Raw genomic sequence first — 15,205 nt, forward strand, 5'->3', positions numbered from 1 at the left:
GCCAGCGGGTCTACGTCTATCGCCCAGGCCAGCCCCCCCAAATCCTAGAGCGGCCCGCCTGTCTGGAAGGGGATCCCGTCCTCCCCGGCTTCGTTGCTGATCTCAGTTTGGTCTGGGAATAGTTCCCAGGGAACTGGCCTATGATCGCGCTTAACCTACGGCCCAGCCTGGAGTTGACTGATGAAGTCTTTGAGCAGCTCTGCCGGCAGAACCCTGAGCTGCGCTTGGAGCGTACTGCCCGGGGGGAGCTAGTTGCCATGGCCCCTGTCGGCAGTGAGAGCGGACTTCGCAGTGCCGATCTGCTGGGGCAGCTCTGGCAGTGGAACCGACGCACGAGCTTAGGACTGGTCTTCGACTCCTCCACCGGTTTCGCCCTGCCCAATGGGGCCATTCGCTCTCCAGACGCCGCCTGGGTGGCCAAGGAGCGCTGGCAGCAGCTTACCCCTCAGCAGCGGCGCCGCTTTGCGCCCCTTTGTCCAGATTTTGTGCTGGAGTTGCGCTCCCCTACGGATGACTTGGCCACTCTGCAGGCCAAGCTACAGGAGTACCTTGAGAATGGCTCCCAGCTGGGCTGGCTCATTGACCCGGAAAGCCAGCGGGTCTACGTCTATCGCCCAGGCCAGCCCCCCCAAATCCTAGAGCGGCCCGCCTGTCTGGAAGGGGATCCCATCCTCCCCGGCTTCGTTGCCGATCTCAGTTTGGTCTGGGCGTAAACGGCGCGCTGGGATTGGCCTCTCCAACAAGCTGCCTCTAGCTCTTCCGAAAACCTTGCCTATCCTTTTCGTGGCTAACGTCCCTTAAGCCTCAACCCCATGCTGTAAGCCAAATTGCGGATGGTGGACCTCAAAGCGCAATTCCTTGGTTTGGTCACCTTCCTCAGGATCATGGCCAACCTCATCCCCAAAGCTGTGGAAGGGAGTTCCTGGCAATCCCCACCAACAGGCCTAGGGCCTTTAGCTCGTGCAGCAGTGTTACTCCCTGCTAGCGGGGCGTTTGGCCCAGGCGACGGTCTTGCAAACAGAGCCATGGTTTGGTGGGCCACCTGCCAACCCTGTCCCGAAAACTCATGGCGCAGAGTTGCCGCTGCCACAGGTCTCAAGGTGAGGGATCCTGGGTCATCCGTCCTAGCCGCATGAAATCTAGCCCCCGCTCCTTGGCCAGGGCACCCATCTGGCTTCGGCCCCATCACCGCCACCCCGCCCAGGATCCCGCCTAGGAGCCCTCGCAGACCAAGGGGGTGCCTACTGCTTGCAAGCTATGGACACAGCGGCAGTGCAAGCCAAAGGTGCAGCGGCGGTAACCGTCCTCCCAACGTTTTTCCCATCCGCCGGCGTAGGTCTGCTCCATCTCGAACTGCCCCAGCGAAAGTGCCGCTGGGGCTGGAGGTGCGCGGCCACACGTGCCTCTTGTCCAGGTGGGTGTGGACACACCTGCTACGCTCGCGATCCCCTGAGGTGGGATCCCAGTGGCTGCTCCCTTGGGGGTAGTCCCTGGCACCGCATCTTTGAGCACTGAGACGGAAACTTGGGCGTTTAGCAGCCAGTAGGGAGCAGGGCCAGGGATCTGCAGGGTGGTCCCGCAACTAGGCAAACTGGCCCACCACCTGCATGGCAAAACTCAGCAGAAGGAAAGCTAACCAGGGGGAGAAGTCCAAGCCGCCGATGGGGGGAATAATGCCGCGGAAGAGGTTGAGATAGGGATCCGTAAGCTGGCTAAGCACTGACAGGATGGGGTTGGACCAGTTCAATTGCGGGAACCAGCTCAGCAAAATCCGCACAATCAGCAGGGCATTGTAAATGACAATGAACTGGTAAAGGGAGCGCAACAGCAAAGACGCTGCACCGCTGTAGACCAACCCTAGGGTGAGACCGTCCATGCCAGCAGGAGAGGACAATAGGTGGCTGAGCATCATGACTGGAGAAGGGGAAACGACTCAATAGAGGCGGGCCTGCCCTGGGATCTCAATGGCATTCGGCCCCGGATAGTGCCGGCAAGACCTCCGCCGCCTCTAGTTTGGCATGGGCAGGGATCCTTTGCTCAAGACTTTTCCTCAATAGCCCCGGGGGAAGTTTCCTTGATGAGCAACTGTGCCCGCGTGGCCTGAATGGCCTCATTGAGCTCAGCAATTTTGGCCTCAAGGGCGCGGCGAGCCTGGGCAATTCGTTCCGCCTCCTGCTCCCATTCTCTGAACCCAACTGCCTCCGCTTGGCGGCGGGGGCGTTTAGGGGTCGTGGCGGTGCCCCTAGGGCGGTCTGGATCCTGGTGTTGGCCCTCAGCAGGGCCCTTGCCTAGCCTGGGCGCAAGCACAAACCCGATGATCCCGCCCAGGATCCCTCCCACCACCGCCCCGGTTACCACACCGGCCATGAAATCGTTCTGCTGATCTGCCACCCTTGCCTTCCAGAGGATTGAGTTTCTCTTCTTCCGTTCTAGCTTTCTTGCCCCACCCCTGCCAGCAATCTAGGCCAGAGCTGGGGGAGTTGCCAGTGGCTTAAACTTTCCAGTTGATCTTGCACCTGCTCCCTCAACCTAGCTAGGAGTGTCTCCAGTCTCTTGGTCAAGGGCAAGGAGGCTAGGGCGGCTTGCCAAAGGTGAGCTGGAGACAAGTCAGGGCTGACCACCCGCCACAGCCGCTGCAACTCCTCGAAGTGAAGGCGGTCATCCTCGGTAAGCGAGAGGACTAACTGGCGGCGCAGCTCCCGCGCTTCCTCTGACAGGAGGTAGTGCAAGCCCAGGCGGGTAGTAGAGATCCAGTCCAGGTCACCATCACTGCGGGCAACTTGAATCAGGTTCTCCAGGCGGTCCCAGCGGAACTTGCCATCTTTAACCAGCACTTGCAGCAGCCGCTGGCGAATCCGAGGGGATTCATCCGTTAGCAGGCGCTTGGCCACGTACGGATAGGCCACGCCTACGATACGAAACTGGGGATAGAGGCTGAGGGCCACTCCCTCTTGGGTAACCAAAGAGCGGATCACCAACGCAAAGTGGGAGGGCACCTGAAAGGGGTAGCGGTACATCAAATCAGAGAACTGGTCGGTGGCGGTTTTGAAGTTGAAGTTGCCCACCTCCTGGCTCAGCACATCCGCCAACACCTTCTCCAGAGCAGGGATCAGCTCTTGGCGGTTAACATCCGGCTGTAAAAAACCTAGATGGATAAAATCGTCAATGAGGGCGTTGTAGTCGCGATCCACCAGGTGAACCAGTGCGTCCACCAGGTATTCTTTCATCTCTTCCGTGAGCTGATCCATCATGCCAAAATCGATGTAGGCCAGCCGTCCATCGGGCAGGGCAAACAGATTGCCCGGATGGGGATCGGCATGGAAAAAGCCGTATTCCAGCAACTGCTTCAGGCCGGCCACCACGCCGATGCGCACCAGTTGTTTGACCTCTAAGTTGGCTGCCCGAATCCGCTCCACATCGGTAAGCTTGATGCCGTCGATCCACTCCAGGGTCAAAACCCGACGGGTGCTGTAGGCCCAGAAGATGCGCGGCACATACACATTGGGATCGCCGCGAAAGTATTCGGCAAAGCGCTCGCAGTTCCGTCCTTCCTGCAGGTAGTCGATCTCCTCAAAGAGCTTGTAACCAAATTCATCCACCACCGCTGTCAACGTGTTGCCCAGGTTCAAGGGCAACCAAGGGCCCAGCCAGGTGGAGGCCCAGCGGATAAGGTAGAGATCCAGGCTCAGCCGCTCCCGTAGGCGGGGCCGCTGCACCTTGACTGCCACCCACTCGCCACTGTGCAACTGCGCCTTGTAAACCTGCCCCAGGCTAGCCGCAGCCACTGGTTCAGGCGAGATCTGGGCGTAGATCTCACTAATTGGGCGGCCTAGCTCCGCCTCAATACAGGCAAATGCCTCCTCAGAAGGAAAGCTGGGCAGTTGATCCTGCAGCTTGGTCAGCTCTTCCAAGTAGTCTTTGCGCACCAAGTCGGGTCGCGTGGAGAGGGCCTGCCCCACCTTGATAAACGTCGGTCCTAGGTCGGTGAGCAGTTTGCGCAGCTGCTCTGCCCGCTGGGGCACCTTGCAATCGCCCTGCCCCCACAGCTGATCCCAGCGCAAACAGAGGACAAACCATAAGAGAGGACCGAGAATGGCTAGGGCCCGAGCGATGACTTGGGGCAGACGCCAGCGATAGTAACGGGCAATGAATTGCGGATCGTATACTTCCAGGTCAGCAACAGAAACAATCTTGTTAGGCACGCTCTAGTGATCTCAAATCGTTTTAAAGATTCCAGGTAATAACCTATTGTAATGGCAAAAGTTGCCTAATTTTTCTACATCTTCCTTAACATCGCCTCCTCAGCTTTTGCCGGCGGGATCCCCGAGCTTGCTTAGATGATGGTATTGTCCGGGATCACCGAGTCCTTAATGATGGTGACAATGCCGTTGCTAATCCAAATCCCTTCCTCTTCCCGCTGCGCTTCGCTGACGTGATCCTTGTTGATGATGCGGACGTTGCGCCCGATGCGGGCGTTCTTGTCCACAATGGCGTTGGCGATGTGGGAGTTGGCCCCGATGCCCACCGGCGGGATCCCAGCTTCCAGCTTGGCCCGCCGCTCTTCTGCCGACTCGTAGTAATCGGCCCCCATGACCAGCGTGTTTTCAATAACAGTGTTGGCCTCTATGCGGCTGCGAATGCCGATGATGGAGTTGCGAATTTGGGCGTTTTCGATGATGCAGCCGTCGGCAATCATAGAGTTGACAATGTGGGAGTCGAGGATCTTGTTGGGAGGCAGAAAGCGCGGGCGGGTGTAGATGGGCATTTCGCTGTCGAAGAAGCTAAAGGGCGGGTTGGGGTGCTGCACCAGCGCCAGGTTGGCTCGGTAGAAAGCCTCGATGGTACCAATGTCCTCCCAGTAGCCCTTGAACGGGTAGGCCTGCAGGTGGTATTTGCCAATAGCTGAGGGCAGCACCTCTTTGCCGAAGTCGGTATGGTCCTTCACTTGCAGCATCTCGATGAGGGCTTCCCGCCGGAAGACGTAGATCCCCATGGAGGCGATGTAGGGTTTGGCCTTGGCCTCTTCCGGATCTAGGCCGAGGACTTGGGTATCGACGCGGCAGGCCTCCAGCAGCTCCCCTTGCGGCTTTTCCTTGAAATCGATAACGCGTCCCTCGGCGTCGATCTTCAGCAAACCAAAGCTGGAGGCCACTTTTTCTTCGCAGGGGAGCACCGCCAGCGTCACATCGGCTCCCGTTTGCCGGTGATACTGAATGAAGGGGCGGTAGTCCATGCGGTAGAGGTGATCCCCAGATAGGATCAGGAAGTCCCGTGGCTTCCAGGAGTCCATCAGCCAGAGATATTGGCGAACGGCGTCAGCCGTGCCCTGAAACCAGTCGGGGTTATCGGGCGTTTGTTGGGCCGCCAAGATATCTACAAAGCCGCCTGTGAAGGGGGACATGCGGTAGGTGTTAATGATGTGGCGGTTAAGGGAAGCGGAGTTGAACTGGGTGAGGACGTAGATTTTGTCGATATCGGAATTGATGCAGTTGCTCACCGGAACGTCGATGAGGCGATACTTGCCTGCCAGAGGGACAGCCGGCTTGGCGCGGCGCTTGGTTAGAGGATAGAGGCGGGTGCCACGCCCACCGCCTAAGATGATCGCCAGTACATCGCGCATGGTTGTCCTCCACCAGGCTACACCCAATAGCATAGACTGCGGCGGGGGCGCCTGACCCCAGCGGGGAAACCGGAAGTTTGGGGAAGCTGATGGCCCGCATCCTGGCTTTTACCAACACCAAGGGAGGTACCGGCAAGTCCACCCTCTGCATCCACGCGGCCCAGTTAACGGCGCAGCGGGGCCACTCCGTTTTGCTGGTTGATCTCACCTCCCAGAGGACTGCCAGCAGCTTTTACCTAGAAGAGGCGGGATCCCTTCCTCCTGAGGAAACGGTTTGGGCCAGCTTGCATCCCCACCATCAGCGGCCTCTGGAGGAGGTTATCTACTGCACCGACAAGGGTGTGGACGTGGCGCCCTCCCACAGCACCATGGCCGAAGTGGCGGCCCACCTGGCGGCTGCTGGAGAGGCAGGCCAAGACCTCCTGCAGCGCCAATTGGATCCCTTGCGGTCGGATTACGACTTTATCTTTCTTGACACGCCAGGGGAGCTGAATGCCCTCACCGCCAATGCCCTACGGGCAGCCCAGCGGGTGCTGATCCCAACACGGCTCAACCGCGCCGATTTCTCCTGCACCGAAGTTACCCTGCGCTACATCGAGACCCTTAAGGGCGAGCTGAGCCAGGCCCGTGCCATCCTCACCATGTTGGATGATCGCTACCTGCCAGGGGGCATCTGGTCAAGATCCCATACTGGGCAATTGTATGTGCAAGCGCAACAGATTTTTGCGGATGTCCTCTCACCCGTTACTATTCCAGATAGTAGTGATTTGCGCACAGCTTTCGACTATGGCCTGACGGTGATGGACTACCGGCCTGGAGCGGCGGTGTGTCAGCGCTTGCGGCAATTGGTTGAACGTGAGGTGCTCCTGTGACTGGATCTGAGCGTAGCCTGTTTGCTTCTGCAGGAGGATCCCCTCGTCGCTCCGGCAAAGTTCGGCGTAGGGTCAGGGCGAGCGCTAAAACCGAGTCAGACTCCACCTCCACCCCTGGACGTGAGGAAACAGCAATGTCTGCAGCAGAAACGTCGGAACTCGAAGCCCTCAAAAGCCAGTTGGCGGAGGCCCAACGGCAGCTTCAGGAATACCAAAGCAAAATCTCCACCTTGCAAGCTCAACTCGAGCAAGTCACAGCCCACCGGGACGAGTTGCAAAAGGCGCTAGCCCAATTACAGGCAGTGGCGGAGGAGCGGGCCAAAACCATCCAGGAACTGCAAAGCCGCCAAGGGCAGGCCAGACTTCCAGTTAAGCCGCAAGCCCCTCCTTCCCCGCTGCAGGCGCAAAAGAAGATCCTGAACCGGCCTATCTTTGACAATGTGTCGCCCACTGACAAAGACATGCCCCCCCACATGCTGGACTAGGCCAATCGGGTGCCCCCCGCCGGCTGTAGGGCCAGTTGTCCCAGCAGTTCGGCATTGCGCCTAGGGAAAGGGGGGTGTATGGTTAGGGATCCCTGGTTCACGCTATGACTTCCTCCCAGGCAAAGATGACTGTTGCTGGCGATGCCATTCCACCCCACGGAGGCACTCTGATTAACCGCATTGCCTCCCCTGAGCAGGCGGAGGAGCTCCGCTCCAAGGCCCAGCACTGCCCTGTTATCCGCCTCAACGAGCGGGCTCAATCGGATTTGGAGATGATTGCCATTGGGGGCTATAGCCCGCTGACGGGTTTCATGGGGCAGGAAGATTACTATTCGGTTTTGGAAACGATGCACTTGGCCAATGGGCTGGCCTGGTCGTTGCCAATTACGCTGCCAGTTGCGGAGGAAATAGCTGCCGAGCTCAAGGAAGGGCAAACCGTTGCCCTAGCCAATGCTGAGGGCAGGCTTTTGGGCGTGCTGGAACTGACCGAGAAGTTTACCTACGACAAAACTCGTGAGGCGCAGCAGGTCTATCGCACTACGGACGAACAACACCCAGGGGTAAAGGTGCTCTACGAACAGGGATCTGTTTACTTAGCCGGCCCTGTCACCCTCCTGCAGCGGGATCCCCACCCCCTTTTTCCGGCCTACCAGATTGATCCCGTTCAGTCGCGGCAACTGTTTCGGGAAAGAGGCTGGAAGACGATTGTTGGTTTTCAAACCCGCAACCCCATCCACCGCGCCCACGAGTACATCCAGAAGTGCGCTCTAGAAATTGTGGACGGCTTATTCCTCCACCCGCTGGTAGGGGCCACCAAAAGCGACGACATTCCTGCCGAGGTGCGCATGCGCTGCTATGAGGTGTTGATTGAAAAGTACTACCCCAAAGAGCGGGTGATCTTGGCCATTAACCCTGCGGCCATGCGCTATGCCGGCCCACGGGAAGCCATTTTCCACGCTCTTGTTCGCAAAAACTACGGCTGCACCCATTTCATCGTGGGCCGGGATCACGCTGGGGTAGGCAACTACTACGGCCCCTATGACGCCCAGCACATTTTCGACGAGTTCCGGCCCGAAGAGCTGGGGATTATCCCTCTCAAGTTTGAACACGCCTTCTATTGCACAGTCACCGGCACCATGGCCACGGTCAAGACCAGTCCCAGCCAGCCCCACCAGCGCATTCACCTCTCAGGCACCAAGCTGCGAGAAATGCTGCGCCGTGGCGAAGTGCCGCCGCCAGAGTTTTCTCGCCCCGAAGTGGCCCAGCTCCTTGTGGAGGCCATGCGAGAGCGCAGTTCCCCCTAGCCTCTCGGATCGGGGCGTGTTGGGAAGATTCCAGACCCAGCTGAGGGTCAAAACGGGGCAGATTCCCCAGAGGTTAACGGCCTGACCTATCGACAGTTGTGGCTTTTGGGTTTATCACTGAGGGGAGGGCGGTGCAAGCTGCCCAGTCAAGGCTTCCGCTGCTCCACTCCAGCGCCCTGCGGAAGCAAACCAATGTCTCCTTCTTTGCCATCTCTAGGGTCAAACTATGCAGAAACCAGCCCATCTGTCTAAGCTTGCCCTCGCCCTGCCCGCCTCCTTCTTGCTGGCAGAGGCTGTTCTGGCCTATCCCTGTGACTGGGTTGGGGTTGAAGCTTACACCCTCTCCAGCCCCACGGTTGAGGTTGACAGCTTTGAAGTGGCGCCTGCCCCCACCGTTGCAGGTAACGGCTTCATTGGGGTTGCCATTGAAACAGTTGACGAGCAGATGGCTCAAGGTGCCATCAGCCGTCGCCTGTTTGGCCCTGCCCCTCGAGTGCAAGGGGTACGGGTGGTTGGCCTACTGCAAAATGGGCCGGCCCACCAAGCTGGTCTAGCTCAGGGCGATATCCTCCTTGGGGTCGACGGGCAGCGGGTTACCTCGGTGCAGCATGTCCAGCAGATCATCCAAAATACCCCTGTGGGCCAACGGGTACCGATTACCTTTCGGCGCGGCGGGCAGGTCCTGTCTACAGTAGTGGTAGTTGGGGATGGCCGCGTGTTGCGCCCCCTAATGCTGCAGCGGTAAGTTGGTGACCCCTGAGTTGGGCTCAGCAGGGACAGCCTGGGTGGTTTGCGCCCTCAATGGGCTGTTGTTTCTTGGCCTGCTAGCTCTACTTCGCCCCATTTTGCGCTTACGGGCAGCGCTTTGGGTTACGGAGCGCGCTCTAGAGAGTTGGCAAGTGGTTGCAGAACGGGCTTTGGCCACCACCTCAGCTGAGCTCCTCCACCTGCGGGCGCGCCTGCAAGCAAATCGTACTGCCCTTGACCGCTGGCGGCGCCGTTTGCAGTTCTGGCAAGGGATCCGCCAACTGGTGCTTTGGCTGCGCCGAAGCTTCTATGGATAGCCGCTACTCCCTACCCAGCCCCATCCGCCTGCAGGTCATGGCCAATGCTCTGGCGGGGATTGCCGAGGAGATGGGGGCCTGCCTCATTCGCGGCTCTTACTCAGCCAATATCAAGGAACGGCGGGATTGCTCCACGGCCTTGTTTGACGCCCAAGGAACCTGTATTGCCCAGGCGGCCCACATTCCGGTTCACCTAGGCGCTCTTGGGCAGGCGGTGCAGGCAGTGGTGGCAGCCACTCCCCAGCCGGGAGAGGTGTTTGTCCTCAACGATCCCTATCAAGGGGGATCCCACCTGCCAGATATCACCGTGGTGGCGGCTATTCCCGCGCTGCGGGATCCCAGCCAGGTCTGTGCCTATGCGGTGAACCGCGCCCACCATGCCGACATTGGGGGGATGCGTCCCGGCTCCATGCCCGCCGATTCCACCGAGATCTGGCAAGAGGGGCTAGTAATCCCGCCAGTACGGCTAGCGAGGTTTTCTCCAGAAGGAGAGTTGCACTGGCAGGGGGATCTGCTGCGCCTCATCCTGGCCAATGTGCGCAATCCTAAGCAGCGCCGTGGAGACCTCCAGGCTCAGGTAGGAGCCAGTGTGGTGGGGGCAAGCCGGTTTCGCCAGCTGCTGGCTCGCTTTGGCGAAGAGGAGGCGTGGCAGTTGATTGCAGAGGTGATTGCCTACAGTCGGCGGCGGATGCAGGCCCAGATCCGCCTTCTGCCCGATGGGGTCTACACGGCTGCAGATTGGCTGGAAGGGGAGGGGGATCCGCCCCAGCTACTCCGCATCCAGGTGCAGATTGAGGTGCAGGGGGAGAGGCTGCGGGTGGACTTCAGCGGTACGGCACCCGCCACAGCGGGCAACCTGAATGCGCCCCTGGCCGTGACCCGCTCAGCGGTGCTCTTTGCTCTACGCTGCCTGTTGGATCCCACTGCCCCCAGCAATGCTGGCCTGGAGGAGCCCATTGAGATCGTGGCTCCACCCGGCTCCCTGGTCAATGCCCAATTTCCGGCGGCAGTGGTGGCAGGCAACGTGGAAACCTCGCAGCGCATTGCCGATGTGGTGTTCAAGGCCCTAGCCCCAGTGGCCGGATCCCGGGCCATTGCCCAGGGGCAGGGTACCATGAACAACTGTGTCCTGGGAAACTGCCACTTCACCTACTACGAAACTCTGGGGGGCGGCCAGGGAGCCAGCCGGCAGCGGCCAGGCCTGGATGGCGTGCATGTGGGCCTAAGCAATACCCTCAACACCCCCATTGAAGCTCTAGAGCTGGAGTACCCCCTGCGGGTGCTGCGCTACGAGCTGCGCCAGGATTCTGGAGGCACTGGACAGCAGCGAGGTGGCTGGGGAGTGATTCGCTCCCTCCAGGTGCTGCAGGACTGTACCCTTTCCCTCCTCACTGATCGCCGCCACTACGCTCCTCAAGGAGAAGAGGGGGGCGGGCCCGGCCAGGTGGGGATCAACCTTGTCAATGGGGAGCCCCTCCCCAGTAAGATCAGCCGCCCCCTGAAAGCTGGTGATGTGGTAACCCTCTACACCCCCGGCGGTGGCGCCTGGGGCTCCAGCAAGGAGCAGGCTCGCGAGGAGGGGTAGCGCAGATGGGCCAGCAACAACTGCTCGCAGCGGCGGAGCACATCGTCGCGGCTGGTAAAGTGTTCCAGCCTTTGTACTTCTTGACCTTTCTCAAACAAAATTAAGGTCGGCAGTGAGCGCACCCGATAGCGGCGCGGTAGCCAAAAATTGTGATCCACATTTACCCGCACTACCTCCACGGCTCCTTCCCATTCAGAGGCAAGGCGGTCGATAAGCGGTTGAACGAAGTGACACAAACTGCACCAAGGGGCGCCAAACTCCATTAACACCAACCCATCACTTGTCAAAAGTTCTTGATTAAAAGCATCTAAAGCAACTGGCAAGATCATCGCTCCCAAACTAAAGCAGTTGTTTGGGATCATGCTACCAGGCAACTTTGCTAGCTGCAGAAACCAGTTGCGGATGGAAAGCATAAAGAATCCCAACAAAGCTCAACACTCCCAGGTAGGCCCAGCGGAGAAACTCGCGCGGGTGCAGTTGTTGGCGCCCCTGCAGAATGGCCAAGCCAGGGATTACGGAGGTGCGGGCTTTGAGGTCGCGGAAGGCTTGGCCGTACTTGCGCTCCAGGCGGTAATCCCCGTGCCAGACAGCAAACAGGTGGTAGGCAATAAGACCAAGGGAGGTCGCCACCATGAAGCTAGAGCCAATCCACAGCGCGTGGGCCGCACACCAGATGACCTGACCTACTAGCTGGGGGTGGCGGGTGAGGCGGATGATCCCAGTTGTAAACAAGTGCAGCTCCGGCTTGCGAATGGCGGCGATCTCCAGCAAATTGAACGTGGCCGGATACAAGAAGAAAAACGAGAGCCCAGATAAGAGGACAACGGCGGTGTGGATCCCAGGGACAGCTTGCAGATTCCACAGGATCACGCCGTCGTAGCAGTGGTTAGAAAAGTAGATGAGCAACAGGGGGGCCAGGCTAAGACTAACCAAGACAAAGAAAAGGCGGTACAGGCGCGCTCCTAGCCACGCTTCTCCCCAGGGGCGCAAATAGGCCAGCCCACTGTGGGCGCAGGCAAATCCCAAGATCATGCCTAACATGATGGCATGGGAGCGGTAGGGGGCCAGCGCTGGCAGCCAGTGGCTAAAGAGGGGGGACGACATCCTCTCGGGGGTTCCTCTTTTGCTCTCACCGTAACCTATGCTTAGCTTAAAGATAGGTTACATCCGATTCCCCATGCTGAAGACCTTGATTCTACGCCTTGTCGGCTTGCTCCTGTCGGTAACCCTCGTCCTGGGCTGGGCGATCCCAGGGGCTCAAGCAGCCCGTCTCACTGGCAAGTATTACGAAGACAGCATGACCATAATCCAAACGCTGCGCACTGCTCTCTTGGAAGGGGATCCTGTCCTGAAGCCGGAGGAGGCGCGGGCAGAGGTCATGGAGGCCATCCAAGAATTTGCAGGGCGCTACCATGGTCCTCGCTACAACAAGTTGCCCTCCTTCACCACCCTGCGCACGGTGTTCAACACGGTAGCTTCCCACTACCGCACCTCGGATCAGCCGCTGGAGCCGGAAAAGCTAGAGCGAGTGCTGATGCAACTGGATCGGGCAGAGATGGCCTTGCGCCGCGAAGGTTAAGCCTTAGGCAAGGCGCAGCGTTGCCCTGATGCTAGAGCGGTAGAGTCCGCTCTCGCAAAGTTCCAGATGGCCCTCCATTTCTCTTAGAAGCCGCTCGCTCACCCGCCAGGCAGCGCTCTCTTGGGGCTGAAGGGGCAGGCGGCACCGCCCTTCCAGGCTCCACTCGAGATAGAGGTGCTCCTTCCCAGCAGGATAGGTGCTTAGGGCTATTGAGCCGTAGTAGAGGGTGCGAATACCCCAGCGACACACGCCCAGCAGCGCCTGCACCAGGCCATGGGGATCCGCCCAAACAGCAAAGCTTTCAGGCAGCAAAGAGGGCTGGAGGGCAGGCCAGTCGTAGCGAATGCCCTGATCCTGGGCCTGGAGGCGAGTGAGGCTGTAGACATCTTGCAACAGAGGCCGCAGCCGGGTTGGCGTTGGTCGCAGGGGCTGAATGGGCAGGTCGTGGCGGGCCAGCCGAGTGTATTCTTCCAATAGCTGGAGCAGGCGCTCCCCCGCCTCCTTGGCGCTTTGGAGATACTCTCGCTCCTCTTCCCGAGAGTCGCACAGATTGGACAACACTAGCTGCAGAGATCCCATCTGGCTGCTGAGGGGGTTGCGCAGCTCGTGGCCAATGCTAACCAGCAGCTCCTGCTGAAAAGCGCGCATGACCTCAGAGCGCTCAAAGGCAAAGCGCCAGTCCATCCCCTCCTGCTCGGGAGGAGGAGTCAGAGAAGGGGGAGGATCGGGTGGGGTGGCAGGCAAGGCTTTGCGCACCTGAAGAGGCAAACTTGTCGTCAGCGGCTTTGGCCCCTTTGGGACCCGGCAACGCCGCTCTCCATTTTTTCTACCCGACAAAGCAGGCGCTGACTACCCGCTCAATTCCCGCTAGATCTCGGTGCAGCTGGATTTGCTGGTAACACCCCTGCGCCCGCAGTTGCTCGGCCACCCAAGGCGCTTGACCCTGCATCACCTCCACCGCCCAAAAGGAGTGGGGGGCTAGGTAAGCAGGTGCAGTTTGCACCAACAGCCGCAGGTGGGTCAGCCCATCTTCCCCCCCGTCTAGGGCCTGTCGCGGCTCGTGCAGCCGCACCTCAGGCATGAGGTGCTCTAGTTCCCCAGTAGGGATGTAAGGGGGGTTGGAGACGAGGCCGCGCAGCCGACCTCGCCAGGGATCCAAAGGCGCAAACCAGGATCCCTCGAGCAGCTGCACCCGCTCCTGCAAGCCATGCTCGGCTAGATTGGCTGCCGCCACGGCCAAGGCTGCTGGGCTCACGTCCACCGCTAGAAGCTGCAGCTGGGGGTGCTTGTGGGCCAAAGCAATGGCAATGGCGCCGCTGCCCGTGCCCAAGTCAGCAAAAAGGGAACCTGGCGGCAGAGGGTTGGCCTGCAGCCACAGAGAGGCTTGCTCCACCAGCAGCTCAGTCTCCGGGCGCGGGATCAGCACTGCTGGCGTTACCCGCAGGCTTAGCCCTGCCCACTCCACCTTGCCCAGTAGGTATTGCAAGGGGATACGCTCCTCTAGCCGACGTCGCCAGAGTGCCTCCACCTCGGCAACCGGATCCTCCTTCCCAAGCAGCGGCCGACCCAGCAGCCGCTCCAGTGGCCCCCAGCCCAGCCGCTCCTTGAGTAGGAGATCCACTTCCTGAGGCGAAATACCAGCAGCCTGGGCCTCCTGCCGAGCTTGGGCCCGCCATGCCAGCAATTGCTGCACCTGGGCCAAGGCGGATCCTGGCGGGGGTTGGCTCAGCGCTGCTGAGGCTGGGGAGTGGCAGAGGAATTGGGCTGGGGAGTTGCAGCGCGTATCCACGATTGCACGTACTCCAGTGAGGCGCGCGGTGGGATGAAGGCAATCTTTTGTACATCCTCTTGCGCGTCAGGGGCCAACATGCGCTCCACCACAATAGCCAAGGAAGTGACCTCAATCTGGGTTTTGCCAACCACCTCGGGGTTTTGCGCCGCCGCCCGCTCCAAAGCCCCTTTTAGATCGTTGCGGTCGAAGAAGAAAGGCACCACCTCCTGGCCATCCTGCTCGATGGTCAACAGCCCCTCCGGGGAGCGGCCATAGAACAGAGGCACGCCAATTGCCTCGGGTGGCACCTCCTGCCCTGTTTCTTTCAGCACCTGCTTGGCTGCCTCCACATCGCTAGGGCGGGGCACGACCTCGAAGTACAAGTTGCTATTTTTAGCCCGCTCCTCTTCCGATTTCTCATAGGCGTAGCCCAGGGGGATGGGCACCACTTGGGCTTGCTTGCCTATCTCAGGGTTTTTGGCTTTCACCTGCTCCAAGGCTTGCTGGGCTTGGTTCCGATCTAGCCAAAAAGAAGCAACCTGGATGGTGCGACCCTCCCGCTCTACGTTGGCAACTACAGGGGTGCCGTTCTGCGACACAATGGCAAAAACCGGCACCAGATTCAGCCGCTCTGCTACTTCTTGACGACTAAGGGGAGCTGCCACCGCTTGAGCCCACAGGAACTCTCCTGGAGGCAAAGGGGCAATCCCCCCCCAGCTCACTCCCGCCAGCCCCAACAAAAGGGTGCTGCGCACCGCTATTGCAATGGCGACCCGCCCGCTGGCTTCAGCTGCACGGCGGCAAAGGGATCCCAAAGGCTGCACTGCATGACTGCGCATCATTTTCCTCTCTATTCCCGGCATTGTGCCTTCTCCTTGTGGGTAGGGGGCGAGATCTCTAACACTAGCCGACAGCCTGTAGCCAA

Annotated in this window: 18 protein-coding genes; 8 read left to right on the forward strand and 10 right to left on the reverse strand. The window is 59.8% G+C overall.

Annotated features, from left to right (window positions below):
- The first annotated feature begins 140 nt into the window (after positions 1-140).
- Complete coding sequence (locus tag NW830_RS05705; protein WP_414404608.1) at positions 141-713, forward strand: Uma2 family endonuclease; 573 nt, start codon at positions 141-143, stop codon at positions 711-713.
- Between the two features lie 499 nt (positions 714-1,212).
- On the opposite strand, the gene NW830_RS05710 is transcribed toward NW830_RS05705, so the two are convergent.
- From NW830_RS05710 to NW830_RS05730, 5 genes are all read right to left on the reverse strand, one after another.
- A complete protein-coding gene (locus tag NW830_RS05710) occupies positions 1,213-1,590 on the reverse strand; it encodes a hypothetical protein (protein ID WP_414362318.1) in 378 nt (125 codons plus the stop codon).
- Positions 1,583-1,876: a YggT family protein gene (locus tag NW830_RS05715; protein ID WP_414362319.1), complete on the reverse strand. Its 294-nt coding sequence runs from the start codon at positions 1,874-1,876 to the stop codon at positions 1,583-1,585. The genes NW830_RS05710 and NW830_RS05715 overlap by 8 nt, the downstream gene beginning before the upstream one ends.
- 161 nt (positions 1,877-2,037) lie before the next feature.
- Positions 2,038-2,391 carry a hypothetical protein gene (locus tag NW830_RS05720; protein WP_414362320.1) on the reverse strand — a complete coding sequence of 118 codons (354 nt, stop codon included), beginning with the start codon at positions 2,389-2,391 and terminating at the stop codon, positions 2,038-2,040.
- 38 nt (positions 2,392-2,429) lie between these two features.
- Positions 2,430-4,202 carry an ABC1 kinase family protein gene (locus tag NW830_RS05725; protein WP_414362321.1) on the reverse strand — a complete coding sequence of 591 codons (1,773 nt, stop codon included), beginning with the start codon at positions 4,200-4,202 and terminating at the stop codon, positions 2,430-2,432.
- 131 nt (positions 4,203-4,333) lie between these two features.
- Entirely contained in the window at positions 4,334-5,620 is a 1,287-nt protein-coding gene (locus NW830_RS05730; protein ID WP_414362322.1) for a glucose-1-phosphate adenylyltransferase, read from the reverse strand.
- 89 nt (positions 5,621-5,709) lie between these two features.
- On the opposite strand from NW830_RS05730, the gene NW830_RS05735 reads away from it, so the two are divergent.
- The 6 genes from NW830_RS05735 to NW830_RS05760 all read left to right on the forward strand — a co-directional run bounded on the left by NW830_RS05735 (position 5,710) and on the right by NW830_RS05760 (position 10,930).
- The gene (locus tag NW830_RS05735) at positions 5,710-6,492 is read left to right on the forward strand and encodes a ParA family protein (RefSeq protein WP_414362323.1); all 783 of its coding nucleotides are present in this window, start codon (positions 5,710-5,712) and stop codon (positions 6,490-6,492) included.
- Positions 6,493-6,626: 134 nt separating this feature from the next.
- Positions 6,627-6,977 carry a hypothetical protein gene (locus tag NW830_RS05740; RefSeq protein ID WP_414362324.1) on the forward strand — a complete coding sequence of 117 codons (351 nt, stop codon included), beginning with the start codon at positions 6,627-6,629 and terminating at the stop codon, positions 6,975-6,977.
- Between the two features lie 125 nt (positions 6,978-7,102).
- On the forward strand, positions 7,103-8,281 hold the full coding sequence (gene sat / locus NW830_RS05745) for a sulfate adenylyltransferase (protein WP_414362325.1): 1,179 nt from the start codon (positions 7,103-7,105) through the stop codon (positions 8,279-8,281).
- 226 nt (positions 8,282-8,507) lie between these two features.
- Positions 8,508-9,026 (forward strand): PDZ domain-containing protein, encoded by a 519-nt coding sequence (locus NW830_RS05750; RefSeq protein ID WP_414362326.1) that lies wholly within the window; start codon positions 8,508-8,510, stop codon positions 9,024-9,026.
- A gap of 4 nt (positions 9,027-9,030) precedes the next feature.
- Positions 9,031-9,345, forward strand: a complete 315-nt coding sequence (locus NW830_RS05755) for a hypothetical protein (protein ID WP_414362327.1) — start codon at positions 9,031-9,033, stop codon at positions 9,343-9,345.
- Complete coding sequence (locus tag NW830_RS05760) at positions 9,338-10,930, forward strand: hydantoinase B/oxoprolinase family protein (RefSeq protein WP_414362328.1); 1,593 nt, start codon at positions 9,338-9,340, stop codon at positions 10,928-10,930. The genes NW830_RS05755 and NW830_RS05760 overlap by 8 nt, the downstream gene beginning before the upstream one ends.
- Here the strand turns inward: NW830_RS05760 and NW830_RS05765 are convergent.
- Both NW830_RS05765 and NW830_RS05770 read right to left on the reverse strand, forming a co-directional pair.
- Complete coding sequence (locus NW830_RS05765; protein WP_414362329.1) at positions 10,870-11,259, reverse strand: thioredoxin family protein; 390 nt, start codon at positions 11,257-11,259, stop codon at positions 10,870-10,872. The two genes, NW830_RS05760 and NW830_RS05765, sit on opposite strands and share 61 nt — an antisense overlap.
- 34 nt (positions 11,260-11,293) lie before the next feature.
- Entirely contained in the window at positions 11,294-12,034 is a 741-nt protein-coding gene (locus NW830_RS05770; protein WP_414362330.1) for an NnrU family protein, read from the reverse strand.
- A 73-nt stretch (positions 12,035-12,107) separates the two neighbouring features.
- On the opposite strand from NW830_RS05770, the gene psb27 reads away from it, so the two are divergent.
- Entirely contained in the window at positions 12,108-12,509 is a 402-nt protein-coding gene (gene psb27 / locus NW830_RS05775) for a photosystem II protein Psb27 (RefSeq protein ID WP_414362331.1), read from the forward strand.
- 3 nt (positions 12,510-12,512) lie between these two features.
- Here psb27 and NW830_RS05780 read toward each other — a convergent pair whose 3' ends face one another.
- The 3 genes from NW830_RS05780 to NW830_RS05790 all read right to left on the reverse strand — a co-directional run bounded on the left by NW830_RS05780 (position 12,513) and on the right by NW830_RS05790 (position 15,122).
- Positions 12,513-13,193 carry a sensor histidine kinase gene (locus NW830_RS05780; RefSeq protein ID WP_414362332.1) on the reverse strand — a complete coding sequence of 227 codons (681 nt, stop codon included), beginning with the start codon at positions 13,191-13,193 and terminating at the stop codon, positions 12,513-12,515.
- A gap of 142 nt (positions 13,194-13,335) precedes the next feature.
- Positions 13,336-14,202, reverse strand: coding sequence for a peptide chain release factor N(5)-glutamine methyltransferase (gene prmC / locus NW830_RS05785; protein ID WP_414362444.1), 867 nt, complete (start codon positions 14,200-14,202; stop codon positions 13,336-13,338).
- 32 nt (positions 14,203-14,234) lie between these two features.
- Positions 14,235-15,122: a Tic22 family protein gene (locus tag NW830_RS05790; protein WP_414362333.1), complete on the reverse strand. Its 888-nt coding sequence runs from the start codon at positions 15,120-15,122 to the stop codon at positions 14,235-14,237.
- Positions 15,123-15,205 lie beyond the last annotated feature (83 nt).

Origin of the sequence: Synechococcus sp. OH30 (assembly GCF_047462175.1) — a bacterium.
Lineage (GTDB): Bacteria > Cyanobacteriota > Cyanobacteriia > Thermostichales > Thermostichaceae > Thermostichus.